We start from the raw sequence: 22,417 nt of genomic DNA, 5'->3' as shown, positions 1-22,417 counted from the left end.
TAGGCCGGGACATACCTCCCTTCCGGGGGACAGATGACGGGCAATACAGTTCGAGCAGCCTGGGTCCGGTCGTCGGATCCTCCACGACCGAAACGAGCATCATGACCGCCACCGCCGCTTCCAGGACCGCACCGAAGCCGATCGTCATCTCCTTCTGGCTGTGGGTCGTCTCCGCCGTCCTCTCCGTCATCTCCGGGGTCACGGCCGCCATGTCCGCCGGGACCGTCGCCGAGGCCGCAGCCGAACAGTCGGCCTCGGGCGGTGTGCTCTCCTCGAGCGTCCTCCTGATCTCGACCGCCGTCGGCGCGTTCATCGTCGGCGCACTCCACGTGCTGTTCGCCTTCTTCATGCTCCGCGGTCGCAACTGGGCTCGGATCGTTCTCACCGTGGTCGGCATCCTCTCCGTCCTCGGTTCGATCACCGGGCTGATCGCCCTCAACCCGCTCGCCTTCATCTTCGTCATCGTGACCATCGTCGCGATCGTCCAGATGTACGTGCCGGCAGCACGCGAGTACTTCGCCGCGAACAAGCGATGAGCGACCACTCCGCTGCCCCGGCGGAGACCGCCCCGCGCCCGGGCTCGCGCCAGGAACGGGCTGAAGCTCGCCGCGCCGAGGCGCGCCTGCCCTACAGCCCCTCGCCTGGCACCCGGTGGGGTACCCCGACCGCGCTGACGACCTTCGTCGCGATCATCGCGCTCCTCGTCGTCGTCGAACTCGCACGGAACTTCGGCGTCCTGTCCGGCGAGGTCGGCACGATGATCATGTGGATCATCTTCGACGGCGGCATCCTCGTCGCTCTCGCGATCGTCTGCCGCACCTGGGGAAGCGGGTCCTGGGCGAAGGACTTCGGACTCCGCTTCCGCTGGTTCGACGTGTTCATCGGGCTCGGTTCCGCCGTCGGCATCCAGCTGATCGGTGGCATGATCGGCCAGTTCGTCATCGCCCTCACCGGCGAGACGCCGAAGTCGAACATCGCCCCGCCGTCGCCAGAGCTCGTCTGGGTGCTGGTCAACACCGTGTTCGCCACGGCGATCGTCGCGCCGTTCTGTGAGGAACTCCTCTTCCGCGGGCTCCTGCTGCGCGGATTCCGGAACACGATTCTCCGCGGACGGGCGACGAACGGCGTGCGCCGAGGTGCGGCGACGCCCACGACCGCCCGACGTCGCACGGCCGCGGTCGTCTCGGTGGGAGCAAGCGCACTGATCTTTGCGATCGTCCACCTCTACGAGGGCTGGGGTAGCCCGGTCACGATGGTCACGCTCGGGCTCACAATCCTCGTGCTCGGCACGGTGAACGGTGTCTACGCCGCGACGACCCGTCGCCTCGGACCGGGCATCTGGACGCACGTGTGGTTCAACACCTTCACCGTGCTGCTGACGCTGGCACGCAGCGGGAGCTGACCCGGGCGCCGGTCCTTGGGCGAAGAAGGGAGCCCGTGGGCCCTTCGACAGGCTCAGGGACCGGCGGAGGCTCAGGGGCCGGCGGAGGCTCAGGGACCGGCGGAGGCTCAGGGACCGGACGATCGGTCAGGGGGCGGAGGGGCGGACTCGGCGTTCGTAGGCGGCGTCGGCCGCGAGCACCGCTCGCACGCGGGCGAGGTCGAACTTCGGCCTGCGGTCGAAGTCGTAGATGCCGTTCTGCTCCTGGAACGTGTCGGTGAGCTGCGTGTAGCAGTAGCCGAACATGTTCTCGTCGTCGGTCAGCACGCGGACGAGCCCCGCGAAGCGCTCGTGGAACTCCTCGACCGACGCCACCCGCGCTCCGTAGCCCCAGGAGTCACCACCGGCGTCCGCCGCCGCGAGCTCCGCGTTCCACCAGATGCCGCCGAACTCCGACACGAAGAACGGCTGCCCCTCGTACGCCAGGGAGATGGTGCGCCCGTCCTCGAGGTTCGTGAACGGCTCTCCGTCCGCGATCCCAGCCTGCTCCACAGCGAACGCCGCCGGGTCCTGCTCGTAGGAGTGTGCATCCCACACGTCGGTCTCCCGCACCCGGTGAGCGTAGCCTGAGGCGTCGATCACCGGCCGACTCGGGTCGATCAGCTTCGTCGCGAGGAACATGCCTCGCGTGACGTCGTCGAGGACGGTCACGCGGTCGTGCAGCGTCTGGTGCGTCTCGTTCAGCGGGCACCAGCCGATGATCGACGGATGGTTGACGTCGCGCTCCAACGCTTCGACCCACTGCGTGATGAACGACGCCGTCGGACCCTGGTTGTGACCGACCGTGCCGGCACCCGACACCCCCCAGTCGCCGAACTCGCCCCACACCAGATACCCGAGCCGGTCCGCGTGATAGAGGTACCGCTCCTCGAACACCTTCTGGTGGAGCCGGGCCCCGTTGAACCCGGCGTCCATCCCGAGCGTGATGTCGGCAACGAGCGCGTCATCGTCCGGCGCGGTCATGAGCGACAACGGCCAGTACCCCTGGTCGAGCACGAGCCGCTGGAAGACGTGCTCGCCGTTGACCAGCACCGCGGTGCCGTCGATCGCGACACTCCGCAGCCCGGCGTAGCTCGAGACGCGGTCGGTGACGTCGCCGGCACCATCGCGGATCTCGATGTCGAGGGTGTAGAGGAACGGGTCGGCGGGGCTCCAGAGCCGCTGCTGGTCCGCCGGGACCTCGAGCCGCACCGACGGCGACATCGTCGACCCGAGCTGCGCGGTCTCGCTCGAAACGACGACTCCGTCCGCGGACAGGGTCACCGTCGCGGTCGAGCCGGCGGCGTTCCGACTCGGGACGAGCGTGCAGTCGAACCGCCCGGCGTCCGCATCGGGGACCACGGTGAACCGACGCAGGTGCAGCTCGTCGACGGCCTCCACCCAGACCGTCTGCCAGATCCCGGTCGTTCGGGTGTAGTAGCAGTCGGTGTTGCCGTACCAGGTCGCCTGCTTCCCACCGGCCTTCGGCTCGTGACGGGTGTCGCGGGCGCGCACCACGATCTCGAGTTCCTGCCCCGGCTCGACCGCACCGAGCGGCACCCGGATCGGCGTGAAGCCACCCCGATGCCGCATCGCCTCGACCCCGTCCACCCACACGGTCGTGTCGTGGTCGACGGCACCGAAGTGCAGCACACCGTGCTTCCCCTGCCACGTCGCCGGCACCGTGAACCGCGTGCGGTACCAGACGGCCTCCATGAAGTCCGTGTGCTCGACGCCCGATGCGGCCGACTCCGGCGCGAACGGGACGAGGATGCGGTCGGTCAGTTCGCGGCCGAGGAGCCCGCGCTCGAGCCCGCTGTCGCCGGCGTCGATCTCGAACTCCCACAGGCCGTTGAGATTGATCCAGCCGTCACGGACGAGCTGCGGCCGGGGGTACTCCGGGCGCGGCTGCGGCGCGGTGTCGGCGCGGCCGGTCGGCAGCGGGGCGGGGAAGCGGAGAGGGTGCGTCATGGATGTCGTTCCGATGCGTGGTGGTGGGTGGAGGTGTCGTCGGCCCTTCGACAGGCTCAGGAACCGGGGAGGTTGCTTAGGGACCGGGGTGGCCCTTCGACAAGCTCAGGGACCGGGGAGGTTGCTCAGGGACCGGGGTGGCCCTTCGACAGGCTCAGGGACCGGGAGTTCGGCTCAGGGACCGGGAGTTCGGCTCAGGGACCGGGAGTTCGGCTCAGGGACCGAACGGGCTGAGCCTGTCGAAGGGCGGGGAGTCGCTACCGGGCGTCGTCGACGGCCTTCGTCAGCTCGGCGACGAACGCTTCAGCGGCCTCCTTGGGGGTGGTCTTGCCGAACTGGACGTCCTGGTTGTAGCGGCCGAGGATCTTCTCGCTGTCACCACCGCCGACGGGGGTGATCGCCGGCGGGGTGCCGGACTCCTCGCGCGCGGCGTCGACGACGCCCGCCACGATCTGGTCCGTCGGTGTCAGGTCGGGCTCGATGGCCTTCTGGAAGTCCGGGTTCGCGGGCATGCCGCGTTCGGTGCTGAAGAGCTTCGCGACCTCGGTGTCGGTCGTGAGGAAGTCCACCAGCAGTGCCGCCTCGGCGGGGTGCTCGGACTTCGACGAGACCGACCAGTACATCGACGGCTTGAGGTACTGGTATCCCTCGGAGGCGTCCTTCGCCGCGGGGAACGGGAGCATGTCGAGCTGGTGGTCGGGTGCGGCGGCCTGGAACGCGGTGAGCACCGACGACGGCTGGAAGGTCATCGCGACCTTGCCCGTGCTCATGTCCATGAGGTCGATCGCCACACCGTTGCCCTCGGCCAGCTGCGAAGCGCTCGGGGCAGCACCGCTCTCGATCTGGTCGAGTGCGTACTGCCAATAGCTCTCCACGACCTCGGGCTTCAGGATCACCTTCCCGTCTTTGTCGTAGATGTCGTTGCCGTGCTGACGCGCCCAGAGCGTGAGGGTCGGCATGTCGCCGCCGAACGGGGACATGCCATGGACCGCACCGCCCGAAGCCTCGGTCACCTGCAGGGCGACGTCGTTGAGCTCATCCCAGGTCCACGTCGTCGCGTCGGGCAGCTGGATCCCGTACTGCTCGAAGATGGACCGGTTGACCATGAGGCCGACGGTGCCCACGCCGATCGGCACGCCGTACAGCTCGTCCTTGACCTTGCCCTGGTCGAGCACCTCGGCGCTGAGGTCGGAGGTGTCGAGGAACTCGTCGAGTTCGCCGAGGTCGGCAAGGGCGCCGCGCTGGGCGTAGGAGGCGAGGTAGAGCTGGTCGAACTGCATGACGTCGGGGGCGTCTCCGCCGGCGACCGTGGTGGCGAGTTTGTCCCAGTAGCCACCCCACTCGGTGGACTGGCCCTTGACGGTGATGTTCGGATACTTCTTCTGGAAGAGGTCGATGGCGGCGCGGGTCCGCTCGTCGCGGGCCGTGGCACCCCACCAGTTGAAGGTGATGGTGACGTCCTCGTCGCTGAGGGACGCGTCGCCGTTGCCGCCCCCGACGGCGCAGCCGGTGAGGGCGAGCGCCGAGACGGCGGTTGCGGCGGCGAAGCCGAGGAGACGGGACCGGGATCGTGGTTGGCGTTGCATGATGCTCCTTTGCATGGGTGGGTCGGTCGGCCCTTCGACAGGCTCAGGGACCGGGTTGTGGATCGGGGACGGGTCGGGACCGGGGCTACTTGCCTCCGGTGGTCGCGATGCCTCGGAGGAGGAACCGCTGACCGAACAGGAAGGCGAGGAAGACCGGCAACAGGGTGACGACGCTCATGGCGAAGAGCGCCCCGTAGTCCGACTGCGACTGGGTGTCGACGAACGAGCGGAGGGCGACCGACGCGGTGTACTTGTCGGGGTCGGTCACGAAGATCAGCTGTCCGAAGAAGTCGTTCCACGTCCAGATGAAGGTGAAGATCGCCGTCGTCGCGAGTGCCGGGGTCATGAGCGGGAGCATGATCTGCACGAAGATCCGCAGGTGACCGGCTCCGTCGATCCGCGCCGCCTCGTCGAGCTCGCGCGGGATGCCGCGGATGAACTGCACCATGAGGAAGATGAAGAACGCGTCCGTCGCGAGGAACTTCGGCACGATGAGCGGCAGGTAGGTGTTGATCCAGTCGAGCTGGGCGAAGATGACGTACTGCGGGATGATCAGCACGTGGATCGGCAGCATCATGGTGAGCAGCATCGCCGCGAAGGCGAGGCGCTTGAACCGGAACCGCAGCCGGGCGAAGCCGTACGCGGCGAGCGAGCAGGTGAGCAGGTTGCCGATGATCGACCCGACGACCACGATCGCCGAGTTCGCCAGGTAGCTCCCGAACGGCTGCGCGAGCGCGTTCCAGCCGTTCGTGTAGTTGGACGCCTCGAAGGTGTCGAGCACGAGACCCGGGTTGTCGAAGATGTACCCGTTCGGGCGGAGGGAGGACGCCACCATCCACAGCACGGGGTAGAGCATCAGCAGCCCGAGCAGGATCAGCAGCGCGTGCTTGCCGATGCTCGAGATCCGCTGTCGGCGCAGGAGCTTGGCGCGCTGAGCGTCGCCCCGCTCGCGACGGGCGGCCGCATCGGGTGAGAGGCCGTCCTCGGAGGAGGGGCGGGTCTTGAGGTCAGTCATCGTAGAACACCCAATACTTCGAGGCCCAGAAGTTGATGGCCGTGGCGGCGGCGATGATGATGAGCAGGAGCCACGCGATCGCCGACGCGTACCCCATCTGGAAGCTGCCGAAGCCCTTCTGGTACAGGTAGAGCGTGATGAACAGCGTCGAGTCGGACGGCCCGCCCGATCCGTTCGACACCACGTAGGCCTGCGTGAACGACTGGAACGCGCCGATGATCCCGAGCACGAGGTTGAAGAAGATGATCGGGCTGAGCAATGGCAGGGTGATCGACCGGAACTGTGTCCACCGGCCGGCACCGTCCGTCGACGCCGCCTCGTAGTACTGTCGCGGGATCTGCCGGAGGCCGGCGAGGAAGATCACCATCGGGGCGCCGAACGTCCACACGTGCAGGATGATCAGCGTCGACAGCGCGGTGTCGGGTTCGGAGATCCACCCGGGGCCCTGGATGCCGAAGACGGCGAGCAGCGCGTTGACGAGGCCGCTCGAGCCGAAGACGAGCCGCCAGAGGACCGCGATCGCGACGCTGCCGCCGAGGAGTGACGGCAGGTACAGCACCGACCGGTAGAACGAGAGCCCGCGCAGGCCGCGATCCAGGAGGACCGCGATCGCCAGGGCGACCATGAGCTGCAACGGCACCGAGACCAGGACGTAGGTGATGGTCACCCCGAGGGACTGGTGCAGGCGGGGGTCCTCGACCATCCGCTGCGCGTTCTCCAGCCCGGTGAAGTTCGGGTTCTGGAGGAGGTTGTAGTCGGTGAACGACAGGTAGAGCGAGACGAGGACCGGCCCGAGCGTGATGACGAGGAAACCGATGATCCAGGGCCCGAGGAACAGGAGTGCCGCACGGTTGTCCCGGAACTCCGAGGCGTCGCGGTGCTTGATCGCCCCCTTCGGCGTCCGCAGCGCGCGAAGCTCGTTGAGCGCGCTCATGTGGCGGCTCGGGTGATGGGTGGTGGGCTCTCGAACATGCTGCGCATCTCCTTCGACTCGCTGCGACCGTGCTGACAGGGAGACACGCTAACGACTTGTGCTACGTAGCACAAGACGCAGTTGGAAAACGATTGCCGCGATGATCCGGCCGTCGCGGAGTCGCTACGCTTGCGTCAGGACGGACGCGCGGTGGAGCGTGCGCGACCGACGGGGAGGCACGGATGGCAGTGACCGCACGGGATGTCGCGCAGGCGGCCGGTGTCTCCCAGCGGACGGTTTCGGACGTCGTGAACCTGCCGGGGCGGGTCGGTGCCGAGACCCGCAAGCGCGTGCAGGCGGTCATCGACGAGCTCGGCTATCGGCCCAATCCGCACGCGAGGGGTCTCCGCAACAACCGCAGTGGACTCATCGCGCTCGTCGTCCCCGAGCTCGATGTGCCGTACTTCTCCGACCTCGCCCGCTGCCTCATCCCTGAACTCACGAAACGCTCGCTCACCCTCGTCGTCGACCAGACGAACGGCGATCCGGAACGGGAGCGCGCGGTGCTCACCGGGGGAGCGGTGTCCTCGACGTTCGACGGCGTGCTGCTCAACGCCCTCAACCTCACAGCCGCCGACGTCGAAGCCGCCGCCGCGACGCAGCCGATCGTCCTCCTCGGCGAGCGCGACTATGGCGCGAGCGCGGACCATGTCGCCATCGACGGCACCGAGGCTGCCTACGTGGCGACCCGACACCTGATCGAACGTGGATGCACCCGCATCGGAGCCATCGGTCGGCAGGCCCATTCCACGGGCACCGCGAAGCAGCGCGTGGACGGATTCACGAGGGCCATGCAGGAGGCCGGACTCGACCCGAACCGCTATATGGCCGAAGGGGAATACGATCGCGCGAGCGGTGAGACCGTCATGGGGCGCATGCTCGACGCCGGCGATCCGCCCGACGGCGTGTTCTGTTTCAACGACCTCATGGCGCTGGGCGCGATGCGTGCGGCGTGGGATCGCGGCGTCGACATCCCGCGCGACCTGGCGGTGGTCGGCTTCGACGACATCGAGGACGGCCGGTATGCGATGCGGTCACTGACGACGGTCGCGCCCGACAAGGAGGCCATCGCCCGCGAGGCCGTCGCCATGCTGGTCGAACGCGTGGCCGGGCACGTCGGGCCTGGGCGGCGGGTGCTCGCCGGCTTCGAGCTCGTCGTGCGGGAGTCCTCGGCCGGGTGACACGGTGCACTCGCTACGGGATGACCGCGCAGGCGCCGTTCGTTCCGAGAGCGTTCGATGTACCGCTCACAACCCGGTAGGGCGAAGACCAGGTCGTCGACGGCAGGGTGAGCCGCGCGCCGATGTAGACGTTCGAGCCGAGGAGACCCCCGAGGAGCCCCAGGCTGAACGTCGAGGTCACGGTCGTCGTGCCGCTCGTGGACGTCGGGGAGATGACCGTGTTGGGAGTGAACGAGGCGTTCGCTGAATAGGCGTAGTTGATCGTGTAACCGGCTGGGATCGTGTACACGATGGTGTACGAGGAGAGGAGTCCGACGGCGTTCGGATTGAAGGTGCAGCTGGAGAACGTCGGAGACGGCACGGTGGCCGCGGTGAAACTACCCGTCCCGAACTCGGGATCTGCCCAGGCCGCATCGACCGGCGCTGGGGCAGGATGCGTGAGCAGCACCGTCATCGCGACGGCGATGGTCGCCGCGGCGATCCGGCGGTGCCATCCGAGGACACCGCTGCCACCATCACCCCGCCGTCGCATCATCGGCCCGCAGGATCGTCGTACGCTTCGCCGAACGCGAATGCTGTCGCAGCGCGCCGAACCACGCGCCGACGAGACCGATCAGGATCGCTCCCGCAGCCGCCCAGACCGCGAATTCGATGCTCGCGCCGGTGCGGGGGAGCGTGGTGATCGGGCCGGGCGAGACCGAGACGTCGTCACCGATGCCCTCGGCCGTGACCGTGAGGGCGACCGAGGCGTTCGCCACCGCTGCACCGGACGGCATCCGGACGTCGAACTTCAGCCACCACGCCTCGGTGCTCCTCATCGACAGGACCGCGCGCTCGACACCGTCGACGGGCACCGCCATCTCGTCGAACAGGTGGGTGACGGTGCCGACGCAGCCGGCTGCGGTCCAGCGGACGGAACAGGCGTCGACCGCCATGACGAGCCCGAGCTCGGTCGAGCCCGAGCCGACCATGGTCACGTCGATGGAGCCCGGTGTCGCCTCCGGCTTGGTCGTGATGCCCACCTCCCAGGGCGTCGACCGACCCGGGGTGAGGGACCGCATGGCCGACGGGTCGCCGATCGAGGTGAGCACGACCGCCTCGCCGGCGATGACGTCCACCGTCGGCTCGGCGTGGGCAGGAGCGGCGCCGCCGATCGCGAGGCCGGCTCCGAGCAGCAGGGCGACCGGTGAGCAGCGGAGCGCGGCGTGGCGAGCCGGTCGTCGTCCGGCTCCGTCGGCGACGGCACCGGCAGCGACGGCACCGGCAGCGGCCGAGCGGCGCCGCGGAGCAGGACGACCGCCGCCGCCCACTCCTCCGTCACCACCCGGCGGGCGCTTGCGATCCGATCGTGGCCAGAACGCCCACATGACGAGGGCCGAACAGCTGAGCGTCAGTCCGCCGAGGACCCACGGGTTGGACAACCACACGACGAGGTACGCGAGCCCGGGCACCGAGGCGAGCACGAGGCGGACCGTCGAGACCGTGTACGGCTCGGGGTCCTCCGACCGGTTCGCATCGCCCTGCATGGTGATCGTGCGTTGTGGTCCTGCGGTGTCGACGCCGCCGCTCACCGAGGTGACGCGGTGGGTGACGGGCAGCTGGCCGGCGCGGTCGACTGTCACGACGTCGCCGACCGCGATGTCGGATGCCGGGATCTCGCGGACGAGCGCGAGTGAGCCGGTGGGGATCGTCGGGCTCATGGAACCGGTTTTGAACATGATGAGGGTCACGTTGAAGCAGGTCGCGAGGATGACGAGCACGATGCAGACCACCCCGCCGACGGCGGCGAGGTTGAGCAGGGTGTCTCCGACGATCGACGCCACCGAGCGGCGGGGCTGCTGCCGCTCGGTGGCGTCGATCGCTTCCGTGGAGGGTCGGGTCACGGTGCTCCGATCAGGAACTGGAGGTACTGGTGAACTGCCACGTCGCCGACGCCGTTCCACCCTGGAAGCTGGAGGCCGTGCCCGCCTTCACCCGCACGTCGAAGCAGAAGCGCACCGTCGAACCGCCGGCCGCCGTGAGTGCTCCGGTCGCCGTCGGCGGCGCCGTGCCCGTCGACAACGACGCGGTGTAGGCGGGGACGGTCGCCGAGGTGAACGCGGCGGCGTTGCAGGCCGTGCCCGCCGCCGTCGTGACGACGCGGTACTCGAGCTGTGGCAGGAGGGTGCCCGTCGCCGCCGAGACCGCGGACAGCGCCGCCGTCCCACCGATGTTCGTCGCGGCGGTCGTGCGGATGTCGATGAAGGCGAACTGCGACAACCCCGGCGACATGGCGGTCGCGTTGAAGACCAGCGTGGCGGGGTTCGCCGCCTCGTGAGCCGCCCAGGTCGACGACGAGGTCTGCGACTCCACGGCGAAGGTGCTGGCCGCGAAGGTCGCCGTTCCGAACTCGTCGTCGCTCCACGCGGCGAGGGTGAGCGAGGTCCCGACGCCCAGCACGAGCGCTGCTGCGAGGGCCGCTCTGGCCTTCGTGTACCGTGCCGTGCTCCGTCGTCGATCGGTGCGGTGGTGTCTCCCCATCGCCGGAGTGTGTCGTCCCATGATCGCCGTCTCGCCGCGGGTTACGGCAGCGGAGTGGTGGACTCGGCTGCGAACTCCCAGACCACGGTGCCGCTCGGCGACGACTGCGGCAGCGTCGCGGACGGTGTGACCTGGAAGCAGAGGAACACCGGGGTCGTGACCGCACCCAGTGTGAAGATGTCCGCGGCTGTGCTCGACGTGGTCGCGGCGTCCGTCACGAGCGGGTCACCGGCGGCGAAGCTCGTGGCGTCGCAGCCGAACGTGGTGGTCTCCACGACGGAGTAGCTGAGCGAGGAGGCGATCGCGGCTCCGCTCGTGGCCGTGATGTCCACCGTGCCGGCGTACGTCGACGCGGCGGTCAGCTGGACGGCGAACCCGGCGTAGACGGGCTCTTCGGGTGCCAGGTTGTCGGCCTCCACCGCGAAGGTGAGCGGGGCGGCCGCCGCCTCGGTCGGGTGTTCGGTGAAGGCGGTGCCGTCCGTGCTGCCCTCGATGCCGAACCCACCACCGGCGAAGATCCCGGTCGCGAACTCGGAATCGTTCCAGGCCGCGAGCGTGATCGCCGCACCGACGCCGAGCACCAGCCCGCCGGCCAGGATCGCCTTCGCCCGCTTGCTGCGCAGGCCGCGCACGGGTGCGTCGGTGCCGGTGGCCGCTGGGGCCTCGGTGCTGGTGTCGATGGTCATGGAAGCCCCCTGAAGTCCGTCGGTGACGGCTGACGTCACCACAGGTGTCGGGCGTGCGGAGACGGTCTCCACGCGTCTCGCGACACTCTCAGGACGATAGGCAGCCGGGTGTCTGTTGTAACCAGTAGTGGGGTACTGGGATCGCCGGACGCTACCGAGAAAACTGCTGAACCGCGCTGCGTCGCCCGCTCAGGGGGTCAGGCCTGACGCTGCGAGGACTGCGCGACCAGGCGGCCGAGGTCGCGCCGTCTCCCCGCGCCCAGCTTCGTCCGTGCTTGGAGCACGTGCGACTCGACGGTGCGGACGCTGAGGAAGAGCCGCGTCGCGATCTCCTGATTGCTCAGTCCTTGCGCGATGAGCAGGGCGACCTCCAGCTCCCGCCGGGTGAGCGCGCTCAGGTCGGCTGCGGCGGCCTCCTGGCCGGTGTCCGTCTGTCCGCGGGAGAGGTAGGCCAGGGGTGCGTGCGTCGAGTGCGGCTCGACCGGGACGGTGCGCTCCATCGGCACCGTCTCCTCGGTGTTCTCCGCCCGGTAGGTGGAGAACACCGGTGACGGATGCGCGAGCGGGGTCCGTCGGGCCTCCGCATCCGCAGCGGCGCCTGGCGTGGGACCCACGAGTTCGGCGGCCCGCTCCGCGCAACGGCGGGCGTGCTGCAGTCGCCCCTTGGCCTCGTGGAGCCGTTCTGCGAGCAGATGGGCCCCGATCGCCCGATGCCGCGCTCCGACCTCCTCGAGCGAACAGGCGGCCTCCTCGGCGCGGCTCGCGTCGCCGGCGGCGCCGGCCTCGAGGAGCAGCATGAGCGACGCCTGCAGGGGCGTGAGCTCCTGCGATCGAGCGTCCACGACCCAGGACAGGGTCTCGGACAGCTCGGCGCCGGCCGCGGCGGCCAGGCTCGCGGAGTAGATCCGCTGGGTCAGCGGCTTCCGGATGTCCTGCGCGAGCCGACGCAGGTGATCCCGGGCGTCCATGACGCGACCGCCTGCCATCAGCAGACCGAAGTCGGCGATGTCGGCCAGATAGGAGAGGACCGTGGAGGCGGCGATGAGGCGTTCGTCTTCGGCAGCTCGCCGTTCCGTCGCCTCCTCGAGCTCGCCGGTCTGAGCGAGAGCACCGACGAGGAGGAGCGCGGTCTGCGTGTGCACCTCGGGCGGAACGGTCGAGTCGAGGAGCCGTTCGACGACCCGGAGGTCGGCCACGGTTCGGTCCGGGCGGCCGTCGAAGAACGCCAACTGGGCTCCGAGGATCCCGACGATGCACTGGTCCGTCGTCGCCAGGCGCCCGGTCCCGCGCTCGGCACGAGCGACGAACTCGTCGATGTAGCGCGCGAAGCCGGCCCAGGAGAGTCCGGTGAGCAGGCGGATGGTGCCGGCCGACAGGACGTACATGGCGCTCGCGTCGCGCAGGGCGTGCGACAACGGCCGCGCTGCGCTGTAGGGCACCGACCGGTAGACGGCGTCACCCAGCTGGAGCAGCTCCCGCAGCTCGGACGGTGGCAGCCTGAGGCCGAGCCTGGTCACGAGCGCAGCGGCGGCATAGAGTCGCGAGGACTGCGCGGCGTCGGTGTCGCGCAGGACCTTCCAGAAGACGGCATCGCCTTCGGTCGGCTCCTGCCGATCCTGGTCGCGCCAGGTCTCGACCATCAGGATGCGCTGGGACAGCAGGCGGCTGTGCTCCTCCTGCTCCGTCAGCTCCTGCGCGCAGGTGCGTTCGGACCAGCGATCGAGGGTCGCCCGCCAACTCATGACCTCCGCCTGCATGTCCTCGTCGGAATCGGCCGCGGGATCGACCTCGAGGACCCGCTGAGCCCCGTCACCGTCGCCCAGCATGGCGAGCGACCGTGACCACTGGAGCGCCGCTGCCACGGACGGGCGCCAGGTGTACGCGCGTTCGGCGAGCAGACGACCGTCCTCGGCGAGGCCGGAGACGTTCGCGACGTGCGCCGCCTCGAGGAAGGTGCGGGCCATCGTGAGGGACTCGAACCCCTCGTCCAGCTCGGTGTGCGGGGCCGTCAGCCAGTACCGGCCGAGGATGAAGGACTCGTTCGGCGTGAGACGGGCACCGCCACGCAGGTCCGAGATGAGCGTCCGCTGGACGCGGTCGTGGCGGTGCAGTCGTCCGCTGTGGCGCCACTCCGCGAGTGCCGACCACGCGTGCAGTTCGTCGGCGACGATGCGGTCCTGGCCTGAGCCGTCGTGCCGCGCGAGTCCGAGCCGGAGGAGCGCGTGCAACTGGTGCTCGCCGAGTAGGCGGATCGCGCGCGAGTAGGGGACCGGGCCGAGCTTCGCCAGCATGACCAGCGCGTAGCGACCCTCGTCCTCGAGCCGGGAGAGCTGAGGTTCCGTGAGGTCGTGCACTCGCCGTGAGACCCCCGCGACCCCGAGCGAGAGGATGCTGCGCGGCAGGTAGAACTCCCCACCCGTCTCGAGCGCGTCCTTGGTGAGCTCATGCACGAGTCGCGGAGAGCCGTTGCTCAATCGCACGATGACGGCCTTGGCCATGTCGTCGAGGACCGCGTCGTCGGCGGCTTCGTCCACCATCGCCGAGGCTTCGAACCCGTCGAGCGCCGGGAGGTCGATCCGTGTGAGCGACCCGGTCCGCCAGACGGCGAGGAGCCGATCAGCGGACTCGTCGCCGCGCCCCTGCAGTCCGGCGAGCTCCTGCTCCAGCGTCACCAGGGCGACCTGCTCACGCGACCGCGAGAGTTCGATGATGTCGGCGAGGCTCGCCGGGTGGAGGTTCGCCCCGTCGTCGACGATGAAGACGGCACCGCTCGGTACCGTGCGCCAGTCGCTCAGCGTGTGCGAGGCGTCCCGTGACGCACCCGACACGTGGATGACCGGGCGTCCTTCCTCGTGCATCCGACGTCCGATCGCGTCCGCGGTGAAGGTCTTGCCGTAGCCGTGTGGTCCGACGAGGAGCGTGCTGGTCCGGTTCGCGATGAGCGCCGTCATCCGGGCGATCGCGGCCGCTCGACCGCTCGGTTGGGCGGGAGCGCGGGTGGCGGATTGGCGGAACTCGCCGGAGCGACGGGTGGGCGATGCGGCGGACCGCGCGCCGCCACTGAACCGATGCGCACCCGGGTTCATGGGATGACCTGCTCGGCCGACCTCGGATGTGGCTTTCGCTCCACTACCGTCGCAACCGGTTCTTCCATATCGCAGCCCCCTCAAGCTCCGTCAGGACGACGGGATCCGCATCACTAGGGACGCTGCGAATACTCCGTCGGATGCCCCATTATCCGTAATCCCTGAGTGCTCCCGCAGCCCTAAGAGAGCGTTCTCAGTAGAAACTACGCACCCCAGTCGGGGGTAAACCTGCGGCCAGTGCGGGTTATCTCTCAACCGTCATCGATGACATGACACGGATGGAACCGACTGCACTGGAGCCCCGCCACTGATGACGCGTCGGAGGCCCCCCGGGACCGATCGAAACCCGGCGTCCCGCGGCGCCGCCTCGCACTGCGGAGGCCAGTACCGGTTTTCCATCCGGCACTACGGAGGTTGGGGTCCCTCCTCTGGGGGACAGGGAAGCCCGCCCATAGATTGGCCGGGATCGACGCCAGTCGCGGGTTCGCCCGTGCACCGAAGAAAGGGTTCCACCGTGGGGGAACAGCAGCGAAGCATCCTCGGCCGAGGCCGTGCGTGGAAGGTCGCGGCCATGGCCGTGGTCGGCACGGTCATCGCCATGGGATCGACGACGGCGGCCACAGCGGCCCCGACCGATGTCTCCGACGGCTTCGGCCGCTTCCTCGGTGGACAGGCGGCCGGGATCAACCTCGACGCCCTCGCCGCAGTCGGCGGCGCCCGTGCCGAGAACCCGAGCGGGGTGCACCCGGTCGCCGCGAACCCGCTGTCGGCCGAGGTGCTCAACACCCTCGGCGTCGACCTCGGCAGCTCTCTCCAACTGTTCGGTGCCAATGGCGTCATCGAGCTCGGTGCCGTCGCTCAGTACGGGTCCGCCGCCGACAACGGCGACGCGATCGCCGGCTCAGGCGCGGTCACCGACCAGGGTGGCGTCTCGATCGGTGGACCCGATGCTCCGCCGGCGGACGCCGAACTCGACCTGACCGGTCTGCTGGGCCGGGTCGGGACACCGACCGGCGGTGTCCTCAGCGACCTCTCCCTCAGCCTCGGCGCCCTCGCCTCCACGATCTCGCAGACGGGCGGCACCACGGCCGTTCCCGACTACCAGATCGCCGGTGCGACGCTCACCTTCCAGAGCCCCCTCGTGCAGAACGTCGGCACGCAGGTGACGGGCCTCCTCCCGCCGCTACAGACCACGCTCAACGGGCTCACCTCGGCGCTCAACACGGCGCTGAACGCGAACCTCATCGGCGTCCTCCGTGTTGCTGCGACGGCCACGGTCACGCCGCCGAACCTCGCGACCGTCGTCAACGGCATCCTCACCACCCAGGCGTCGCAGTCCGCGGCGACCGGTGTCTCCGTCAACCTGCTCACCGGTGCGGTGACCGTCGACCTCGCGACCCTCCTCGCGAACGACCCGAACCTGCCGGACCTCAACGACCTGCCGCCGAACACCTCACTGCTGTCCGGCCCGATCGGCGCCGCGATCGCCGCCGCGATCACGTCCGCCGTCACCGCGCAGGTCACGGCCGTGTCCGCCGGCGTCCAGGCAGCCGTCGACGGCACACGCATCCAGGTCACCGGCAACGTCACGACGAACGTCGTCGTCACGCAGGTCCCGGTCATCTCCCTGTCGCTCGACTCGACCCTCGGCGCCGTCCAGAACGGCACCGCCGCCTTCACCTCGGCGGGGCTCCTCCCGAACGTGCTGAACCCGATCCTCGCGACCCTCGGACTCACCCTCGACGGTGTGGTCAACCTCGTCCTCAACCTCGTGAAGAACACGGTCGCCACGGCCTACACCGGTGTCGGAACGCTCAACACCGCCCTGAACGGCATCACCGGCGGTCTCGCCGCGAACGTCGTCGGCCCCATCCTGAACATCGTGCGGCTCGTCGCCGACGTCACCGCGAACGTGCAGCCGGCGACCGGCGACCTCGGGGCGGGGTCGGCGACCGTTCGAGCCGTGCAGATCTCCCTCGTCCCGGCGATCTCGCTCGCGACGGTCAACCTCGCGTCGTCCTCCGTGCGCGGGACGCTCGTCGTGTACGACACGGCGATCACCGCCACACCGGCGACCGTCAATCCCGGCCAGTCCACCGTGATCGACGGCACCGGCTTCGCGGCGAACGAGCAGGTCACGATCACCGCGCCCGGCCTCGACCCGGTCGTCACGACGTCGGACGCCGCCGGTGTGATCAGCCAGAGCGTCGCGATCCCCGCCGGCTTCACCCCGGCGACCCTGACGTTCACCGCCACCGGTGCGACCTCCGACACCCCCGCGACCACCGACCTGGTTGTCGCCCCCTTCGTGACGGCGATCACCGCCGACCCGGCGACGATCGCCCCCGGGGGCAGCACCACGATCACCGGCACGGGGTTCCTGCCCGGCGAGTCGGTGTCGATCACCGTCCCCGGCCTCACCGACCCGGTCGTCACCACCGCGACGGGCACCGGCACCATCTCCGCCAGTCTCACGCTCCCGGCGGACTTCCCGCTCGGCCCCGTGACGGTCACGGCGACCGGCGCCTCGTCGGCCAGCCCGGCGACCACGACGGTCACCGTCGAGGCGACCCAGTACGTCACCGCGATCACCGCCGACCCGGCCAGTGTCGTCGCCGGTGGGACCACGACGATCACCGGGACCGGCTTCGCCTCGGGCGAGACCGTCTCCGTCTCGATCCCCGGCGTCGACCCGGTCACCACCACGGCCACCGGAACCGGCACGATCTCGGTCGAGCTCGACGTCCCCGCCGACTACGCCGCAGGCCAGGTCGTCGTGACCGCGCTCGGCGAGACGTCCGACACCCCGGCCACCACCAACCTCGACGTGGTCTACGAGACGTCGATCGTCGCCGTCCCGGCCACGGTCGCCGGCGGCACGACCACGATCATCAACGGTGCAGGCTTCGCGCCCGGCGAGGACGTCGTCGTGACGTTCCCCGGACTCGAGCCGATCACCGTCACCGCCACCGCACTCGGCGCCATCGGCACCCCCATCGCCGTGCCGCAGGACTTCGCGGTCGGCGACGTCACGGTCACCGCCCTCGGCGCCGTGTCCGCCACCGAAGCGACCACCGTCGTCACCGTCACTGCGACGGTCTACGACACCGCCATCACGCTCGACCCGACGTCACTCATCCCTGGGAACACCACGACGGTGACCGGCACCGGCTTCCTGCCCGGTGAGACGGTCACCGTCGGCTACCCGGGCGGCACCCCGGTGACCGTCGATGCGGACGGCGACGGCGGCTTCACCGTCGACCTGCCCGTCCCCGACGGCACGCCAGCCGGCACGCTCGTCGTCACCGCGACCGGCGAGACCTCCGCAACCCCGGCGACCGCCGACCTCGAGGTGCTGCCGTACGGCACGGCCATCACGGCCGACCCGGCCTCGCTCCTCCCCGGCAACTCGACCACCATCACGGGCACGGGCTTCGCCGCGAACGAGTCGGTCTCCGTCTCCTTCACTGGCGGCACGCCCGTCGTCGTGACGGCTGACGGCGACGGCGGCTTCACGGCCGTCCTGCCGATCCCGTCGGGTACGGCCGCCGGCCAGCTCACGGTCACCGCCACCGGCGCGGTCTCCGCGACGCCGGCCGAGACGGACATCACCGTCGAGGCCTACGACACCGACATCGCGCTCGACCCGGCGACCATCGCCCCCGGTGGCAGCACGGTCGTCACCGGTTCCGGTTTCGTCCCGCTCGAGTCCGTCGAGATCACCATCCCCGGCCTCGCGACGCCCGTGACGACCACGGCGAACGGCGACGGCGAGATCACGGTCAGTGTCACCCTGCCGGCGGACTTCCCGCTCGGCGACGTCACGGTCACCGCCACCGGTGCCGTCTCGGCCACCCCGGCCACGGCGACGCTCACCGTCGAGGCGACCACCTACGTCACGGCCATCACGGTCGACCCGACGACCGTCGTCGCGGGGGAGAGCACGCTCGTCACCGGTACCGGCTTCGAGCCCGACGAGACCGTCACGGTCTCCATCCCCGGTGCGCCCGCGGTCACCACGCAGGCGTCGGCGACCGGCACCATCTCCGTCTCGCTGCCGGTCCCGGCGGACTACGCGGAGGGCACGGTCGTCGTGACCGCCCTCGGCGAGGTCTCCGAGACGCCGGCCACCACGAACCTCGCGGTCGACGTCGTCTACACCCCGACGATCACCGCCGACCCGGCCACGGTCCCGGGCGGCACCAGCACCGAGATCTCGGGCACCGGCTTCGCGCCGAGCGAGAGCGTCACGGTCACCTTCCCCGGCCTAGACCCGATCACCGTCACGTCGAACGCAGCCGGTGAGATCACGACCACCGTCGACGTCCCGCAGAACTTCGCGGTGGGTCCGGTCACGGTCACCGCCCTCGGCGTCGTCTCCGCGACCGAGGCGACGACCACGGTCACGGTCGAGGCCACGGTCTACGACACGGCGATCACCGCCGACCCCGACACGCTCCTCCCCGGCGGCAGCACCACCGTCACCGGAACGGGCTTCCTGCCCGGCGAGTCCGTCTCCGTCTCCATCCCCGGCGGCACACCCGTCGTGGTGGAGGCCGGCCCGGACGGCGACATCACCGCCATCCTGCCGGTCCTGCCCGGCACCCCCGCCGGCCCCGTCGTCGTGACGGCCGTCGGAGCCGTGTCGAACACCCCCGCCACTGCGACGATCACCGTCGAGGCGTTCGACACGACGCTCACCGCGACGCCGTCCACGCTGAACCCCGGTGACTCGACGATCCTGTCCGGCACCGGCTACGTCGCGAACGAATCGGTGACCATCTCGGCGCCCGGCTTCGACGACATCGTGACCACGGCGAACGGGCTCGGTGAGATCAGCCAGGTGGTCGCCTTCCCGGCGGACTTCGTCCCCGCGACCGTGACGTTCACGGCCACGGGCGCCCTGTCGCTCACGCCGGCGCAGACCTCGGTCCTCGTCGAAGCGGTCGTGTACGACACGGCGATCACGGTGGATCCGACGACGGTCAACCCGGGCGGAACCACCACCGTCACGGGCACCGGCTTCGCACCGAACGAGACCGTCACCATCACGATCCCGGGCGGCGACCCCGTCACCGTGACGACGAACGGCGACGGCGACTTCACGCAGGCCGTGACGATCCCGGCCGGAACGCCTGCGGGTCCGCTGACGATCACCGCAACCGGTGACACGTCGAACACGCCCGCCGACGCCGACGTGACCGTGGTGCCGTACGAGACCGCGATCACCGCCGACCCGGACACGCTGCTCCCAGGCACGTCGACGACGATCACCGGTACCGGGTTCGCACCGAACGAGTCCGTCTCGGTCTCCATCCCCGGTGGCACGCCGGTCGTCGTGACGGCGAACGGCGACGGCGGCTTCACCGCCGCCCTGCCGATCCCGTCGGGCACGGAAGCCGGACCGCTCGTCGTGACCGCGACCGGCGCCGTCTCCGCGACGGATGCGACCGCGACGGTCACCGTCGAGGCCTACGAGACTGCGATCACCCTCGACCCGACGACGGTCGCCCCTGGTGGCAGCACCACGGTCACCGGCGACGGCTTCGCGTCGAACGAGTCCGTGAGAGTCACCGTCCCGGGCATCGCGACCCCGATCCCCACCACGGCCGACGGCAACGGTGAGATCTCCGTGAGCGTCGACCTCCCGGCGGACTTCCCGCTCGGACCCGTGACCGTCACCGCCACCGGTGCAGTCTCGGCGACCCCCGCCACGGCGACGCTCACCGTCGAGGCCACGACCTACGTCACGGCCATCACGGCCGACCCGACCACCGTCGTCGCGGGTGCCAGCACCCTCGTCACCGGCACCGGTTTCGCACCGAACGAGAACGTCACGGTCTCGATCCCCGGTGCCGACCCGGTGACCACCACGGCGACGGCGACCGGCACCATCTCGGTGTCGCTGCCCGTGCCGGCCGACTACGCCGAGGGCGTGGTCGTCGTGACCGCGCTCGGGGCGACGTCCGACACGCCTGCGACGACGAACCTCACGGTCGACGTGGTCTACGCGCCGACGATCACCGCCGACCCGGCGACGATCCCCGGCGGGACCTCGACGGAGGTCTCGGGGAGTGGCTTCGCTCCGACCGAGAGCGTCACGGTCACCTTCCCCGGCCTCGCGCCGGTGACGGTCACCTCGAACGCCGACGGTGAGATCACCACGACGTTCGCCGTCCCGCAGGGCTTCGCGACCGGCCCGGTCACGGTCACCGCACTCGGCGTCGTCTCGGCGACCGAGGCGACCACCACCGTCACGGTCGAGGCAACGGTCTACGACACGGCGATCACCCTCACACCGGACACGGTGAACCCGGGCCAGACCACCACGGTCACCGGTACCGGCTTCCAGCCGAACGAATCGATCAGCGTCTCGATCCCCGGCGGCAACCCCGTCGTGGTGACGGCGGACGGCGACGGCGGGTTCACCGCGACGCTGCCGGTGCCGCCCGGAACGCCCGCCGGTCCCGTCACGGTGACCGCGGTCGGTGAGACGTCAGCGACGCCTGCTGAGGCGGAGCTCACGGTCGAGGCCTACGAGACGGCGATCACCGCCGACCCGAGCACGGTCACGGCCGGCGGAGCGACGCTCGTCACAGGCACCGGCTTCGCCGCGAACGAGTCCGTCACGGTCTCGGTCCCGGGCGGCACTGCTGTCCCGGCGACGACGAACGGCGCCGGTGAGTTCTCGGTCGGGATCACCGTTCCGGCGAATGCGCCGGTCGGTCCGCTGGTCGTCACGGCGGAGGGAGCGGTGTCGCAGGCTCCGGCCACCGCGACCGTCACGGTCACCGCCATCGTGTTCTCGCCCGTCATCACCGCTTCCCCGGACGCGCTGATCGCCGGTGACACGACGGTCATCACCGGATCGGGCTTCGCAGCCAACGAGACGGTCACGGTGTCGATCCCGGGCGCTCCGATCGTCACGCAGGTGACGAACGCCGGCGGCGGCTTCACGGTGACCCTGCCGGTCCCCGACGGCTACGCGCTCGGCGACGTCACGGTGACGGCACTCGGTGCTGCATCGGACGAGCCGGCGACGACGATCATCGAGATCCTCGCGTACGACACGGCGATCACGGTCGATCCGTCGTCGGTCCTGCCGGGTGAGTCGGTCACGGTCGACGGGACGGGCTTCGCCGGTGGGGAGACCGTCACGGTGTCCATCCCGGGCGCACCGTCCGTCACCGTGGTGACGAACCCCGACGGTTCCTTCACCGTGGACCTGCCGATCCCGGACGACTACACGCCTGGCCCGGTGACCGTCACGGCCGAGGGCGACGTCTCCGAGACGCCGGCCGAGTCCGAGGTCACCATCGAGGACGGAGCGGTCGACGTCGACACCGACGCCGCTGCGGTGGACGTGGACACGGATGCCGACGTCGACGCCGCTGCTGACGTCGACGCCGCGGCCGACGTGGACGCCGACGTGGACGTGGACGCTGCTGCCGACACTGACGCTGCTGCCGACACCGATGCTGCAACGGATGCGGCTGCTGACGCGGATGCTGCTGCCGACATCGACGCTGCTGCGGACGTGGACGCTGCTGCGGACGTGGACGCTGCTGCGGACGTGGACGCTGCTGCTGATGTGGATGCCGCGGCCGACACGGATGCCGCGGCTGACACTGATGCCGCCGCCGACGTGGATGCTGCTGCCGACACGGATGCTGCTGCCGACGTGGATGCTGCTGCGGACACTGATGCCGCAGCTGATGTCGACGCTGCTGCGGACACGGATGCTGCGGCCGATGTGGATGCTGCGGCTGACACTGATGCTGCTTCCGATGTGGATGCTGATGCCTCGGCTGACGTTGATGCTGCGGCCGACGTGGACGCTGCTGCGGACGTGGACGCTGATGCGGACACTGATGCCGCAGCCGATGTGGACGCTGATGCGGACACTGACGCTGCTGCGGATGTGGATGCTGCGGCCGACGTGGACGCTGCTGCGGACGTGGACGCTGATGCGGACACTG

General features: G+C 69.9%; 13 protein-coding genes. 4 read left to right on the top strand and 9 right to left on the bottom strand.

Annotation, left to right across the window (positions count from 1 at the left end; genetic code table 11):
• Positions 1-101 precede the first annotated feature (101 nt).
• A complete protein-coding gene (locus tag RWN05_RS07980) occupies positions 102-536 on the top strand; it encodes a hypothetical protein (RefSeq protein ID WP_071258947.1) in 435 nt (144 codons plus the stop codon).
• Positions 533-1,402: a type II CAAX prenyl endopeptidase Rce1 family protein gene (locus tag RWN05_RS07975; RefSeq protein ID WP_314139191.1), complete on the top strand. Its 870-nt coding sequence runs from the start codon at positions 533-535 to the stop codon at positions 1,400-1,402. The genes RWN05_RS07980 and RWN05_RS07975 overlap by 4 nt, the downstream gene beginning before the upstream one ends.
• 126 nt (positions 1,403-1,528) lie before the next feature.
• Here the strand turns inward: RWN05_RS07975 and RWN05_RS07970 are convergent, their stop codons facing one another.
• The 4 genes from RWN05_RS07970 to RWN05_RS07955 all read right to left on the bottom strand — a co-directional run bounded on the left by RWN05_RS07970 (position 1,529) and on the right by RWN05_RS07955 (position 6,926).
• The gene (locus tag RWN05_RS07970) at positions 1,529-3,391 is read right to left on the bottom strand and encodes a sugar-binding domain-containing protein (RefSeq protein ID WP_314139190.1); all 1,863 of its coding nucleotides are present in this window, start codon (positions 3,389-3,391) and stop codon (positions 1,529-1,531) included.
• A 257-nt stretch (positions 3,392-3,648) separates the two neighbouring features.
• Entirely contained in the window at positions 3,649-4,977 is a 1,329-nt protein-coding gene (locus RWN05_RS07965) for an ABC transporter substrate-binding protein (RefSeq protein ID WP_167620509.1), read from the bottom strand.
• An 85-nt stretch (positions 4,978-5,062) separates the two neighbouring features.
• Positions 5,063-5,992: a carbohydrate ABC transporter permease gene (locus tag RWN05_RS07960; RefSeq protein ID WP_079003151.1), complete on the bottom strand. Its 930-nt coding sequence runs from the start codon at positions 5,990-5,992 to the stop codon at positions 5,063-5,065.
• Positions 5,985-6,926 (bottom strand): carbohydrate ABC transporter permease, encoded by a 942-nt coding sequence (locus RWN05_RS07955; protein WP_079706839.1) that lies wholly within the window; start codon positions 6,924-6,926, stop codon positions 5,985-5,987. Before RWN05_RS07955 ends, RWN05_RS07960 begins: the two co-directional genes overlap by 8 nt.
• Positions 6,927-7,147: 221 nt before the next feature.
• Between RWN05_RS07955 and RWN05_RS07950 the strand changes: the two genes are divergently transcribed.
• Positions 7,148-8,146: a LacI family DNA-binding transcriptional regulator gene (locus RWN05_RS07950; protein ID WP_079003150.1), complete on the top strand. Its 999-nt coding sequence runs from the start codon at positions 7,148-7,150 to the stop codon at positions 8,144-8,146.
• A gap of 13 nt (positions 8,147-8,159) precedes the next feature.
• Here RWN05_RS07950 and RWN05_RS07945 read toward each other — a convergent pair whose 3' ends face one another.
• The 5 genes from RWN05_RS07945 to RWN05_RS07925 form a co-directional block, all read right to left on the bottom strand.
• A complete protein-coding gene (locus RWN05_RS07945) occupies positions 8,160-8,681 on the bottom strand; it encodes a hypothetical protein (RefSeq protein ID WP_153303508.1) in 522 nt (173 codons plus the stop codon).
• Positions 8,662-10,029 carry a signal peptidase I gene (locus tag RWN05_RS07940; protein ID WP_314139189.1) on the bottom strand — a complete coding sequence of 456 codons (1,368 nt, stop codon included), beginning with the start codon at positions 10,027-10,029 and terminating at the stop codon, positions 8,662-8,664. The genes RWN05_RS07945 and RWN05_RS07940 overlap by 20 nt, the downstream gene beginning before the upstream one ends.
• 10 nt (positions 10,030-10,039) lie before the next feature.
• A complete protein-coding gene (locus tag RWN05_RS07935) occupies positions 10,040-10,666 on the bottom strand; it encodes a SipW-dependent-type signal peptide-containing protein (protein ID WP_314139188.1) in 627 nt (208 codons plus the stop codon).
• Between the two features lie 41 nt (positions 10,667-10,707).
• Positions 10,708-11,352 (bottom strand): SipW-dependent-type signal peptide-containing protein, encoded by a 645-nt coding sequence (locus RWN05_RS07930; protein ID WP_314139187.1) that lies wholly within the window; start codon positions 11,350-11,352, stop codon positions 10,708-10,710.
• 197 nt (positions 11,353-11,549) lie between these two features.
• Complete coding sequence (locus RWN05_RS07925) at positions 11,550-14,438, bottom strand: LuxR C-terminal-related transcriptional regulator (protein ID WP_314139185.1); 2,889 nt, start codon at positions 14,436-14,438, stop codon at positions 11,550-11,552.
• A 514-nt stretch (positions 14,439-14,952) separates the two neighbouring features.
• Here RWN05_RS07925 and RWN05_RS07920 point away from each other — a divergent pair.
• The coding region (locus RWN05_RS07920; protein ID WP_314139184.1) for a choice-of-anchor G family protein at positions 14,953-22,417 on the top strand (7,465 nt) is incomplete at its 3' end.

Origin of the sequence: uncultured Plantibacter sp. (genome assembly GCF_963518075.1) — a bacterium.
GTDB lineage: Bacteria > Actinomycetota > Actinomycetes > Actinomycetales > Microbacteriaceae > Plantibacter > Plantibacter flavus_A.
The sequence above is the reverse complement of the archived record's forward strand: the minus strand, read 5'-3'. Positions and strand labels throughout refer to the sequence as shown.

Coding starts and splice junctions, on each gene's coding strand:
- RWN05_RS07970 (WP_314139190.1), bottom strand. CDS start 3,391: ATGACGCACCCTCTCCGCTTCCCCGCCCCGCTGCCGACCGGCCGCGCC.
- RWN05_RS07935 (WP_314139188.1), bottom strand. CDS start 10,666: ATGGGGAGACACCACCGCACCGATCGACGACGGAGCACGGCACGGTAC.
- RWN05_RS07965 (WP_167620509.1), bottom strand. CDS start 4,977: ATGCAACGCCAACCACGATCCCGGTCCCGTCTCCTCGGCTTCGCCGCC.
- RWN05_RS07925 (WP_314139185.1), bottom strand. CDS start 14,438: ATGAACCCGGGTGCGCATCGGTTCAGTGGCGGCGCGCGGTCCGCCGCA.
- RWN05_RS07950 (WP_079003150.1), top strand. CDS start 7,148: ATGGCAGTGACCGCACGGGATGTCGCGCAGGCGGCCGGTGTCTCCCAG.
- RWN05_RS07975 (WP_314139191.1), top strand. CDS start 533: ATGAGCGACCACTCCGCTGCCCCGGCGGAGACCGCCCCGCGCCCGGGC.
- RWN05_RS07955 (WP_079706839.1), bottom strand. CDS start 6,926: ATGAGCGCGCTCAACGAGCTTCGCGCGCTGCGGACGCCGAAGGGGGCG.
- RWN05_RS07945 (WP_153303508.1), bottom strand. CDS start 8,681: ATGATGCGACGGCGGGGTGATGGTGGCAGCGGTGTCCTCGGATGGCAC.
- RWN05_RS07960 (WP_079003151.1), bottom strand. CDS start 5,992: ATGACTGACCTCAAGACCCGCCCCTCCTCCGAGGACGGCCTCTCACCC.
- RWN05_RS07980 (WP_071258947.1), top strand. CDS start 102: ATGACCGCCACCGCCGCTTCCAGGACCGCACCGAAGCCGATCGTCATC.
- RWN05_RS07930 (WP_314139187.1), bottom strand. CDS start 11,352: ATGACCATCGACACCAGCACCGAGGCCCCAGCGGCCACCGGCACCGAC.